This window comes from Psychroserpens sp. SPM9, assembly GCF_025153525.1.
Taxonomy (GTDB): domain Bacteria; phylum Bacteroidota; class Bacteroidia; order Flavobacteriales; family Flavobacteriaceae; genus Psychroserpens.
Window position 1 is genome coordinate 392,530 of record NZ_JANZNR010000003.1, and the last position, 11,970, is coordinate 404,499.

An 11,970-nucleotide genomic window follows, 5' to 3' on the forward strand; every position below is an offset into this window, starting at 1 on the left:
ATACAGTATGAACTCAGAAATAAGACAATTAGAACCAACAGAACTTTGGAATAAATTTGCCGATTTAAATGCCGTTCCGAGACCTTCAAAAAAGGAAGAACGCGTCATTAAATTTATGAAAGATTTCGGTGCTAAATTAGGCTTAGAAACAATAGAAGATGAAGTTGGAAATGTGATTATAAAAAAGCCAGCGACCTCAGGAATGGAAGACCGCAAAACGATTGTTATGCAATCGCATTTAGATATGGTTCATCAAAAAAATAATGATACCACTTTTGATTTTGATGCCCAGGGAATAGAAATGTATGTTGACGGTGATTGGGTACGAGCCAAAGGAACAACACTGGGAGCCGATAACGGTTTAGGTGTCGCAACCATCATGGCAGTTTTAGAAAGTGACAGCATTGCTCATCCGGCAATTGAAGCCTTATTTACCATAGATGAAGAAACAGGAATGACAGGAGCAATGGGCTTAAAAGGCGGTTTGTTAAAGGGAGAGATTCTTTTAAATCTCGATACCGAAGAAGATGATGAAATAGGAGTTGGTTGTGCTGGAGGTGTCGATGTTACTGCGACCAGAACTTACAATTTAGAAGACACACCAGAAACCAAAATAGGTTACCATTTGATAGTTAAAGGATTGCAAGGTGGGCATTCGGGAATGCAAATTCACGAAGGTTTAGGAAATGCCAACAAGATTATGAACCGCTTATTATTTGATGGTTTTGAAAACTTCGGATTGCGTATTTCTGAAATTGATGGTGGTAGTCTTCGGAATGCTATACCGAGAGAAAGTCAGGCTATAGTAGCGATAGATGCAGTACATGAAGCCTCTTTCTTATCTGAAATCAAGGATCTTGCTACGGAAATAAAAGCCGAATATAAAACAATGGAACCCGAGATGGTGATTGAAGTTTTAAAAACGGAAACTCCAGAGCAAATTATGGATTTAGGGGTTCAGGAAGGTGTAACAAGAGCCATTTATGCAGCCTTAAACGGCGTGTATCGTATGAGTGCTGATATTCCAGATTTGGTTGAAACGTCGAATAATATTGCCCGTGTGATTATAAAAGATGGTACGATTAAAATTGGTTGTTTAACGCGAAGTTCGGTAGAAAGTTCGAAATGGGATTTAGCAAATATGCTGCGTGCAACATTTGAACTTACAGGCTGTGAGGTCGAATTTTCTGGTGATTATCCTGGATGGAAACCTAATATGGATTCTGATATATTAAAAGTAATGGTGCCTTTGTATAAAGAATTAAATAATGGTGAAGAACCACATGTTGCTGCTTGTCATGCCGGCTTGGAATGCGGAATCTTAGGAACTAACTATCCGGAAATGGATATGATAAGTTTCGGACCCAATATTAAAGGCGCACATTCTCCAGATGAACGTGCTCAAATTTCATCTGCTCAAAAGTATTGGAACTACGTTCTTGAAATACTAAAACATATTCCGAAGCGATAAATTTAAGACGTAATTCATTCTATAAAAAAGCCCTAACAAGATGTTAGGGCTTTTTTTATGAGTGTATAATGCGTTATTGTTTTTTAACAATCTCAACCATTTCTAGAATAAAAGTTAAATCGGTATTTCCAGGAATACCTCTGTTTCCACGTTCACCATAAGCAAGGTGAGATGGTAAATAGAAAAACGCTTTGTCACCAACTTTTAAGGTTGATAAAGCCTCTCTAAATCCTGCAATCATGGAGGCATTCGGACTCACATGCATTTTTGAAGGTCCATACATATTGGCATCCATACGTGCTTGATTAAACATGCCGTAATTTTCGGCTACTTCTACACGATCACTATCAAATAAACGGCCATCTACAAAATAACCTTCGTAATACACACGAACAGAATCGCCTACTTTTGGCTTTGGTCCTGTACCTTCTTTTAATACGTGTTTTTTAAGTCCGGAAGGTAAGGCTATCGCTTTTGCCGTATAATCGTCTATAAGCGGCTTTGTCTTTGCAGATGCTGCGGCAATTTTGGCTTCACGTTCTTTTCGTTCTTGCTCAATTTTTGCACGTTTATCATCTTGAATTTGCTTGATTTCGGCCTCAACATTTGGCAATTCATTTTCGAATACTTTAGCAGCATTAAATGATTTAGCAGACGAACCTTTACGGATGATATTCACTTTTAAAATGTATACATTTTCTAAAGGCTTATTAGAGCCACGTTGCACAGGTACATTAGAAATTGCATCTTGAACTTCAACCCCTTTAACAAGTTTCCCAAATACCGAATGACAGCTCACGCCTGGTTGTGCACAGTTTTTTAAGTTGCCTTCATTGTCATAGGCATTCAGACTTGGGTAAGGGACTTCAGTAATAAAAAACTGAGTACCGTTAGTGTTAAATCCACCACCATTAGCCATAGATATGACACCGCCTTCATTATGATTTAATGAAGGGTCAAAATCTGCCGTAAACTTATAACCAGCATTTCCAGCACCTGTTGCCGTATGATCTCCACCTTGAATCATAAATTTATCCATAACTCGGTGAAATGTTAAACTGTCATAAAAAGGTTTTCCTTTAAATTCTTCGGCGACCATTGGATGCGTACCTTCAGCTAATGCCACGAAATTGGCTACCGTTACAGGCACTTTATCGTAAAATAATTTAGCGATCATCGTATCTTTAGAAGTTACGATTTCGGCATAAAGCCCATCTTCTAAATCAGGATATTCTTCTTTACACGATGTTACTGTCAATACTAAACAGAGCATTAAAAGTTGTAGTGTTTTACTAATCAATTGCATAGGTATATAATTAAATTTATTGGTTTTGTTTTATATCATTAATGGTGACTTTGACCATAAGGGGGATGTTAGTGCCAATTTTTCTGTTATCACCATAATAGCCATAGGCTTTTTGCGATGGAAATAAAAACGTTACAGATTCAGTAGGCTTCATTAATTTCAGACCTTCACGAAGACCAGTAAAAAGTTCTTCCTGATCCATTGCATAGGTTTTGGTTCCTAATTCTTCTTCGGAATAGATAACATTGCCGTTGAGATCTTTAATGTTGTAGTCAAAGTTAACCAGATCTCCAAAGCCAGGTGTGATTGTATCTTTTTCAACTTTAACATGGTAATAATACCAGAAACCGGTTTCGGAAGCTTTATAATCATATTCAGGATTTTGAGCTATGATGGCTTCGATACGTTTACGTTCTCGTTCGTTGAGTTTTTTATTACGTTCTGCAGATTCTTTAAAAAATGATCCCGACTTTACACGTTCTGGTTGACGTGCTTCAGGTGTTTTGCAACTGGAGAAGAGTAGGAGTCCTATTAATATTGTACAGATAATCTTCATTAGGCTTTGAGGTCTTGTTTATATTGAGGCAAGATACTAATAAATTTGTCAATGGTGTCGTTAAGATTTAGGTCACTTTTTCCGCCAGCAGCATTGGTATGACCTCCACCACTAAAATGAGCTCTAGACAATTCATTAACCGAAAAATCACCTTTACTACGAAGTGAAATTTTGATGATATTCTCCTGATGGTTTTCTATAAAAATAGCGGCAAAAATAATACCTTCAAGCGACAAACCGTAATTGACAAACCCTTCGGTATCTCCCTTTTTAAAATTAAAAGTATTGAGTTCTTCTTGAGATAAGGTAATATAGGCGGTACGGTATTCAGGGATTACCTTAAGGTTGCTTAAAGCTCTTCCCAGTAATTGCAAACGCTCATAGCTATTGGTATCCATGATGTGATTATGAATTTCAGAATTATTAGCTCCTTTTTCAATAAGCGTTCCAATAATATGATGGGTTGAACTCGTGGTAGATGGAAAGCGAAACGAGCCAGTATCAGTCATAATACCTGCATATAAACAGGTTGCGATATCACTATCAATTTTGGATACATCATCCAGCATTTCGATAAAATTAAAGACCATTTCGCAAGTCGAAGACATCGCAACATCAGAATACATGTATTTTGCATAATCATCGGGTTGCTGGTGATGATCAATCATAATTTTGATGCCTTTAGAGTTGGCTACTGCGTCCTCCATATCACCAATACGGCTTAGTGAATTGAAATCCAGAGTAAAAATCAGTTCAGCATTTTTAATAAGTTCATCACTGGCTTCTTTTTGAGTATCATATTTCATAATTGAAGCTTCTCCAGGCATCCATTTTAAAAAATGAGGATAATCATTGGGTGCAATAACAGTGACGTTGTGATTATACTTTTTTAAATAATGTGCTAAACCTAGTGTAGAGCCTATAGCATCGCCATCGGGGTTTTTATGTGGAATAATAACTATCGCTTTAGGCGCACTCAATAGAGTTGCAATGCTATTAATGTCGTTTGTATTCATAGAGGACGAAGATACAATTTTTTAATATTGTTAAGTATTGTATTTGTCAACAAATACATTACTTTTGCACAAAATTAAAATAAACAAATGACAACAAATAGAACATTTACCATGCTTAAGCCAGATTCTGTTGAAAAGGGGAATATTGGTGCAATTTTAGAAAAAATAACAGCTTCAGGTTTTAGAATCGTAGCGATGAAATTAACGCAAATGACGACTCAAGATGCTCAAGCATTTTATGCAGTTCACAATGAAAGACCTTTCTTTGGCGAATTAGTAGAGTATATGACACGCGGACCAATCGTTGCAGCTATTCTAGAAAAAGAGAATGCAGTAGAAGATTTTAGAACCTTAATTGGTGCGACTAATCCTGCAGAAGCAGCAGAAGGAACGATTAGAAAATTATATGCAGCATCTATTGGAGAAAATGCAGTTCACGGAAGTGATAGCGATGAAAATGCAGCGATTGAAGGTGCGTTCCATTTTTCAGGTAGAGAAATGTTTTAATTGCAACATTTATAAGATATTTAAAGCACAACTCATTGAGTTGTGCTTTTTGTTTTAAGTAAACTTTCTAAAGCTATTTTTCCTTTGGTGTAATCTGGGTTTATATCTAGCGTTTTTTGATAACATTGTATTGCTGCCGTGGTGTCTTTAAGGTTTAAGTTGGCATTACCAAGTAATCGCCAGGCGTAGGTGGATTGATCGTTTAGACTTGTATAATAGTCTAAGATTTCTTTGGTTGCTTTCCATTGCTTTCCGTTTTCTAAGATGGCTCCAGTCGTTAAAATCGCATCATCATCAACGTTGTATATATCTGTGGTATCCTTTTTTAATTCGTTCCATTCTGTAATAGCTCTTGTAATTCCGTGTGCTTTATAGGTTTCAGCAAATTTATATTTAGCCGAAACTTGATAGGTTTTAGGTGTTTGATTGTATATGATTTCTGAGGCTGCATTAATAATTCTTCCGGTTCTGGCAAAATCGCGATTGGCCATAACAATAATTGATATGTCTTCATTTGGATAGATATACATTATGGCTTCAAAACCAGTATCAGATCCTGTATGCATAATTATAGGACGTTCTAGATAAGATTGCAAAAACCAGCTCAATCCAATAGTATTTCCCCAAGGCGTTTCATAGGTAGGCGTTGTTAATAATTTAAAATAAGAATTCTCTATAACATGCTTACCATTTAGAGAGCCTTGATTTGCGTGAAGCATTCCCCATTGACACATATCTAATAATGTGGTTTGTAAACCAGAACTTGGTAAATAATTTTCAGCATGTGGAAATGGCGTCCATTCCTGTGTTTCTAATCCGTAAGAATAAGGAACAGCCCAATGAGGAGGCAATGTGTTTTTAGGTTTAATAAATGTGCTTTGTGTCATTCCTGCGGGCTTTAGAATATGTGTAGTAACATAGTCAGCATATGACAATCCGCTAGCTCTACTAATGACTATCCCAAGAATATCAAAAGCAGAATTGCTATAATTAAATTGCGATCCTGGCTCAAAATCTAATTCAAAATCTTTAACAAAATCGAGGTTGGCTTCTAAAGGCTTTGGGTTTAACCAGTTATTTTCACTTACATGCCTTGGAATTCCAGAAGTGTGGTTGAGAATATGTTGAATCGTTATGTGTTTATAAGCCTCGCCTTTCATTTTAAACTCAGGAATATGATCCACAATTTTATCCTCAAGATTCAATTTTTTTTGCTGAATAAGTTTTACAATAGCAGCTGCAGTAAAAGGTTTTGATACGGATGCAATATGAAACAAAGTGTTGAAATCGGCTTCAGTTTTTTCAGCAATATTTTCGTAGCCAAAAGTTCGGGCGTAAATAATACGATTTCCTTTTGTGATGCCAATGGCTAAACCTGCGGTGTTATCTGTTAAGCTCCTCAGCGTTTTGACATAAGGCGTGAGCAAAGAATCAATGCGCTCGCCTTCAGGGCTGACAATGATTGTGGTTATATTGCTGGCAGCTTCATTTGATGTGTTTTGCTGACAACTGCATAAGAGGGCTATTAATGCAACACTGAAATAGATATGATTTCGTTTCATGGTGCTTTAGAATTATAAGTTTTTATAATGGTATCAATAGTAATCATCCAGTTTTTATGGAGTAATTGAATAGCTTGTTTAGAGTTTCCATTTTTTAGAGCATCAATCATGTCTGCGTGCATCTTAGCTGATGAGTTTATAGGTTGATGACTCATAAACTGGTGTTCGTAGATGAATATACGAATGCGGATATCTTCTATTATTTTCTTAAGGAAAGTGTTTGGGTAGTTTTCAATGAGTTTTTGATGAAACTTCATATCCATCTGAAGCTTGTGCAACGAATGGTTGGATGTTTTAAAACGTTCATTTATGCTGTTGAGTTCTTCTAATTGTTGCTTGGTGAATTCTGATTTTTTGATGGCTTCACTTTCAAGTAGTGCTATAGTTTCAAATAGTTCTACCGCTTCATTTTCACTGAATTCAGTTACAAAAAAACCACGGTTAGGAATATAATTTACGATGCCAATTTCACTTAATTGTGTTAATGCTTCTCTAATAGGAGTGACACTAACCTCCAATTCTTTTGCGATTTGTGGTAGGGAAATTCGAACACCTGGAGTGATTTTACCATTAACCATGTGCTCGAGTAGAATTTCTTTAATTTCTTTTCGGAATATATTTTTAACTAACATAAATCAAATATAATATATCGTATACGATTTAACAAATAAAATGATCGAATATTTTGAAGGTAATGATTTAGTTCGTGTGAATGGTACTGACTAAATGCGTAATGTTTTGGGCGATTTGTCCTAAATTTTAATAGTTACTGAGGCTTGACCAAAGTACTACATTGTTTTCCAAGTAAAGCAGCAATCCCAGCTGCTAATCCGCCAACAAGCCCAGTAACCAATAATAATACATAAGGGTTTTTACCAAGCGATAGAAGTACAGCAATTTTTTTAGCCAGTGTAAAATCATTAGCATTGCTCACTATAAAAGCATAAACCGTCCAAAACAAGAAGATAGCTAAAAAGGGGATGAAAAACACCGCACTTTTTTTAAGACTAAAGAATAGGGCAGAGACAAAGCCGGCAACCATGACAGACCACCAAGGTAAAAATTGAGATAGAATGACAGCAAGTAATATGGTAACGATAAAGTTTATAAAATTAGTTTTCATCTTAATGTGTTGGTGTTAGGGTTTGGGTAGACATGATTTGATCTGTTGTGGCATCATTTTGCATAAATAATAATTCATGATAATTACCAACTGCCCAATCGTCTATAAAGTTATCATAGTAGGTGCTTCCTGGGTTTCCTGATTGACCGCCAGGATAAATTCCTAAAGCTTTTGGCGGTGAACTCATTTCAACAATCATTCGCCATGAAGGTCCGTGTGTACTAGAGGTGGCATTGACAATGTTACGATCACCACCAATAGGTAAGTCAAATCTCGAAAAGGCAGGTAACGCTTGAAGTAAGTGGCCAACACGTGTTGCTTTATAAGCTTGCCAGTTATAAGTTCCATTTTTAGCTTTCCATTCTGTAAGTGCTTTAGCAGCATCTTTAAATGCTAATAGAAACAAATCTTTAGCTGTTTCTTTTTCTGGAGTGTCCAAGATATCCATAAACGGATCTGTAGGATGATTTTTAAGAAGATAAATGGCTTGGTAGGCATAAGGCGTTGTTAATACTTCATCTTCAGAATCGAGTTCATCCCAAATCATAGAATAAAGTTTAGACCACCAGGCTGTCCATACACTAGGGCCAATTTGATCAATATCATTGTTAAAATCCCATGTTTTTACTTGATTAAAAATCTCTAGTTCTTCCGAAGTTAATGTAGATACATCCATAGATTTTATCATATGCGGAAGTAATTCTGCTGCTTTTAAGTTGTAATTATTATTGTGCAAATCTTTAAAATCGTTTACACTGAATTTTTCTTTGGATCTGAAAAAATCATTAATCACTCTGTTTCTGTAGATTTCATAACCGTCATTAAACACATAAAACGGATAACTTTCATCTACAGGATGTTGATTGGCAGAACTCACAAAGCCGCGTTCTGGATTTTTGACATGCGCATTAAATTCTTGCGGAATAAAACTTTGCCAATCGTGCTCAGGGTTTGTTCCATCCATTAAAAACTTACCTTGACCTTTCCATTTATTTGGAAACAAGCCTTGAATCCAGATGGCGATGTCGCCTTCGGTAGAAGCAAAGACAAAATTTTGAGCTGGTGCAGTATAGCTTTTTAAAGCTTTGACATAATCGTCATAATGTTTTGATTTGTTTAAGGCTAAAAACGGACGCTGGTTATTGCCACCCGTTAAACCAATCCACTGCAGCGCATAGCCAGCTTTAGGATTATCACTTTTAAAGGTATGATCATAAGTCACAGGTCCATGATGCGTATAAATTACCGAATCTAATACAGTAGCCGCACCTTTTACTTTAATTTCTTCTACACGAACACTGGTGTTTTTCCATTGGTTATCGTGTCTGTATTGAGTTCGGGAAGCGTCTTTGAATTCAATTTTATACCAGTCTAACACATCACGTGTGGCATTGGTTTCTCCCCAAGCGATATGGTTATTAAATCCAGAAATCACACCCAAAGCACCAGGTAGAGTTGCTCCCATAGCGTTATACTCAGGTGTACTCAACTGCATGACAAACCAAATAGAAGGCAGGTTTAATCCTAAATGAGGATCGTTTGCCATGATCGGATTGCCTGTTGTAGATTTTGCTCCAGAAACTGCCCAATTATTACTTCCGTTATCCGGATTTGGTTTTTGGATGGTTTCTCGAATAGTGTCTAACGGCAATTCACTTTGAGGTGTTTCGGTTCTTTCGACGTCAATATAACTCCAATCGGTTTCTTTCGGAATGATAGGGTCATTCACATCAAAGAAATCTGGAAATAGTAAATCAAACCGATCTTTTCCAAATTTGCGCAGTAGATTAGTATATTCTAAATCTTCATCACCACCAGCAAGCATTTTTGTCATATACATCAGCAATAAGGCTGTTTTTTTGATGGTCCAAGGTTCAGGTTTGTAATCTAATAATTTGTATTCCACAGGAAGGATTTTAGGATTCAAACTATTGATATAGCTATTCACTCCATCACGATAGGCTTCAAGGTAGCTTATCAATTCAGGATCTTGTTGCATGACTTCCAGTGCTTTTTCGGCACCATAACCCATACCGCGTCTTCGCTCTTGCCGATCATAATTGAGGGCAGATTCGCCAACAATTTCAGATAAACGTCCGGCAGCAGCATGTGTTTGAAATTCCATTTGCCATAAGCGATGCTTAGCGGTAATATAACCTTGAGCTTTGTATAAATCTGTGTCGTTTTGTGCAAAGATGTGCGGAATTAATTGTTCATCATAATGAATGGTTACTGGAGCCAATAAGCCATCAATCGATACGTTGCCGTCTATGATTTCGTCAGTATCATTTTGCCAGACACCTGCTACTGGGTCTAAAAATTTACCGATAGGAGGAATGCTTCCAAATTTGGTGTTTAATCCATAAAAAGTAACTAAGGTAAGAACCAAAGTGATGATGAACTTAATGTATTTCATAGGGTCGAAAATTTAAAGCTTGAATTTACAGAAATATTTTAGAGATTTTAAAAAAAGCATTGCTTTCAACTCAAATAGTGTGATAATTTCGTTTTCTTTTGTAGCGATAACAACTCTTACCGCAGAATGAGTTTTTTTACAACCTCTTTTCCAATAGACTCATTGAGCATAGCGATGATTTTTTGTTTTCCGTAACTCAATTCTTCACGAAGCACGCTAGAACTTAACGAGACATATAATGTATCTTTATCCAATTTAACATCTGTAGTGTAGTTGTTTACGCCATTTCCCATCATGTTCATCCAGGCTTCTCTAACATCAACTTTGTCTAAGCCCGACTGTAACTTGTTGGCCTCAACAAATTCTTTTAGAATCTCGCTAATCGGTAAATTATCATTGTGTCGTTTGGCCATTAATCTAAATCTATAGGTTCGTAACGTGTATAAATATACACATCTTTATTGGTATTATTTACAATTTTAAGCTGACTTTCGTCGGCGTATAAAACCGTTTCTTTCCATTGAGCGTAAGGCGTTGTATAATAGATATTAAGACTATCATTTTCTATTTTTAGCTGAAAAGTTTCCACGCTTTTTGATGTTTCGTAGGTACCTAAAAGGTTCGGTTTTAATTTTCTTCGGAAACCAGAAAGACTGTCGGTAACTTCAATATAATCTATGGTGTCATTATAGGTATAGTCACGTTTTGAGCCATTATTTAGTGTAACTTCATCAATTTCCCAATATCCATTTAAATGCGGAATAAAGGTTTCAGGTTGATGAGAGCAACTGAAAATTAAAATTGCAAAACAGAGCAACACTAATTTTTTCATAGTTTAAAAATTTTATATGATTGATGGATTTGCTTTACTACATTTTCGGTGCGTTCGGCATGTGTGTCACTTATGAATAATTGTCCGAAATCATCATTATCTACCAAACTGATAATTTGTGCCACGCGATTTTCATCCAGCTTATCAAAAATATCATCCAGCAAGAGTAATGGTGTCACACCACTTTGCTGTTTTATAAAATCGAATTGTGCTAATTTTAAGGCTATTAAAAAGGATTTTTGCTGACCTTGGCTCCCAAATTTTTTAATAGGATAGGAGGCAATCTGAAAGTTGAGATCATCCTTATGTATGCCAACACTGGTGTACTGTAAAGCTTTGTCTTTATTGATGTTTTTAGATAATAAAGTTTGTAAATCATCATCAAATAAATCACTTTTATAGGTTAGGTCAACACTTTCATTTTGATTACTTATAGCGTCATATCGCGCTTTGAAAATAGGAATAAAGGTTTCTAAAAATGCCTTACGCGTTTTAAAAATAGTAGTTCCGTAGGTATGTAGTTGTTCATTATAAACCTCAAGCGTCTGAGCATTAAACGTATTATTTAATGCAAAGTATTTGAGTAAGGCATTACGTTGTGTGAGGACTTTATTATAGTTTATAAGTGCATTCAAGTACGTTTTGTCGCTTTGCGAAATAACGCTATCGATAAATTTGCGTCGTGTATCACTACCTTCTATAATCAAATCGCGATCTGCGGGTGAAATAATGACTAAGGGAATAAAGCCAATATGATCGCTAAACTTTTCGTAGGCTTTCCCATTGCGTTTAATCATTTTTTTTTGTCCGCGTTTTAAAGACACAATGATTTTTTCGGTTTTTTCGTTTTTATTGAAAATACCATCAACGACAAAAAAATCTTCATTGTGTTTAATATTTTGGGTTGCAATAGGATTGAAATAGCTTTTTCCGAAGGCTAAATGGTAAATAGCATCTAAAGCATTGGTTTTTCCAACACCATTAGAACCTACAAAGCAGTTAATTTTAGTATCGAATTCAAAATCCTGACTTTCAAAATTCTTGTAATTCACTAAGCTTAACGTGTTTAAAATCATAAAATTAATGGAGATATTACCAATTCTACTTCTATTATTAGAAGCGGAAGTAAAAATAACAAATAATTTACCTTTTAAATCCCAATAAAAATTTTATTTTTGCGG

At 35.9% G+C, this 11,970-nt stretch carries 12 protein-coding genes; 2 read left to right on the forward strand and 10 right to left on the reverse strand.

Features of this window, described 5'->3' with window-relative positions:
• The first annotated feature begins 7 nt into the window (after nucleotides 1-7).
• Nucleotides 8-1,471: an aminoacyl-histidine dipeptidase gene (locus N4270_RS08085; protein ID WP_260096519.1), complete on the forward strand. Its 1,464-nt coding sequence runs from the start codon at nucleotides 8-10 to the stop codon at nucleotides 1,469-1,471.
• Nucleotides 1,472-1,544: 73 nt separating this feature from the next.
• On the opposite strand, the gene N4270_RS08090 is transcribed toward N4270_RS08085, so the two are convergent.
• From N4270_RS08090 to N4270_RS08100, 3 genes are read right to left on the reverse strand one after another with little or no spacing between them, the layout of a single operon-like run.
• Nucleotides 1,545-2,777: a peptidylprolyl isomerase gene (locus tag N4270_RS08090; protein WP_260096520.1), complete on the reverse strand. Its 1,233-nt coding sequence runs from the start codon at nucleotides 2,775-2,777 to the stop codon at nucleotides 1,545-1,547.
• Between the two features lie 16 nt (nucleotides 2,778-2,793).
• Complete coding sequence (gldI, locus tag N4270_RS08095) at nucleotides 2,794-3,333, reverse strand: gliding motility-associated peptidyl-prolyl isomerase GldI (RefSeq protein ID WP_260096521.1); 540 nt, start codon at nucleotides 3,331-3,333, stop codon at nucleotides 2,794-2,796.
• Nucleotides 3,333-4,349, reverse strand: coding sequence for a bifunctional oligoribonuclease/PAP phosphatase NrnA (locus N4270_RS08100; RefSeq protein ID WP_260096522.1), 1,017 nt, complete (start codon nucleotides 4,347-4,349; stop codon nucleotides 3,333-3,335). Before N4270_RS08100 ends, gldI begins: the two co-directional genes overlap by 1 nt.
• An 87-nt stretch (nucleotides 4,350-4,436) precedes the next feature.
• Here N4270_RS08100 and N4270_RS08105 point away from each other — a divergent pair, with 87 nt between their 5' ends.
• Complete coding sequence (locus N4270_RS08105) at nucleotides 4,437-4,856, forward strand: nucleoside-diphosphate kinase (protein ID WP_260096523.1); 420 nt, start codon at nucleotides 4,437-4,439, stop codon at nucleotides 4,854-4,856.
• Between the two features lie 32 nt (nucleotides 4,857-4,888).
• On the opposite strand, the gene N4270_RS08110 is transcribed toward N4270_RS08105, so the two are convergent.
• The 7 genes from N4270_RS08110 to N4270_RS08140 all read right to left on the reverse strand — a co-directional run bounded on the left by N4270_RS08110 (nucleotide 4,889) and on the right by N4270_RS08140 (nucleotide 11,865).
• Nucleotides 4,889-6,418, reverse strand: a complete 1,530-nt coding sequence (locus tag N4270_RS08110; protein ID WP_260096524.1) for a serine hydrolase — start codon at nucleotides 6,416-6,418, stop codon at nucleotides 4,889-4,891.
• Complete coding sequence (locus N4270_RS08115; RefSeq protein ID WP_260096525.1) at nucleotides 6,415-7,050, reverse strand: GntR family transcriptional regulator; 636 nt, start codon at nucleotides 7,048-7,050, stop codon at nucleotides 6,415-6,417. Before N4270_RS08115 ends, N4270_RS08110 begins: the two co-directional genes overlap by 4 nt.
• A 134-nt stretch (nucleotides 7,051-7,184) precedes the next feature.
• On the reverse strand, nucleotides 7,185-7,541 hold the full coding sequence (locus tag N4270_RS08120; RefSeq protein ID WP_260096526.1) for a hypothetical protein: 357 nt from the start codon (nucleotides 7,539-7,541) through the stop codon (nucleotides 7,185-7,187).
• A gap of 1 nt (nucleotide 7,542) precedes the next feature.
• Nucleotides 7,543-9,957 (reverse strand): penicillin acylase family protein, encoded by a 2,415-nt coding sequence (locus N4270_RS08125; protein WP_260096527.1) that lies wholly within the window; start codon nucleotides 9,955-9,957, stop codon nucleotides 7,543-7,545.
• A 116-nt stretch (nucleotides 9,958-10,073) separates the two neighbouring features.
• Nucleotides 10,074-10,370, reverse strand: a complete 297-nt coding sequence (locus N4270_RS08130; RefSeq protein WP_260096528.1) for a DUF721 domain-containing protein — start codon at nucleotides 10,368-10,370, stop codon at nucleotides 10,074-10,076.
• Entirely contained in the window at nucleotides 10,370-10,789 is a 420-nt protein-coding gene (locus tag N4270_RS08135; protein WP_260096529.1) for a hypothetical protein, read from the reverse strand. The genes N4270_RS08130 and N4270_RS08135 overlap by 1 nt, the downstream gene beginning before the upstream one ends.
• The gene (locus tag N4270_RS08140; protein WP_260096530.1) at nucleotides 10,786-11,865 is read right to left on the reverse strand and encodes a DNA replication/repair protein RecF; all 1,080 of its coding nucleotides are present in this window, start codon (nucleotides 11,863-11,865) and stop codon (nucleotides 10,786-10,788) included. The genes N4270_RS08135 and N4270_RS08140 overlap by 4 nt, the downstream gene beginning before the upstream one ends.
• Between the last annotated feature and the right edge of the window lie 105 nt (nucleotides 11,866-11,970).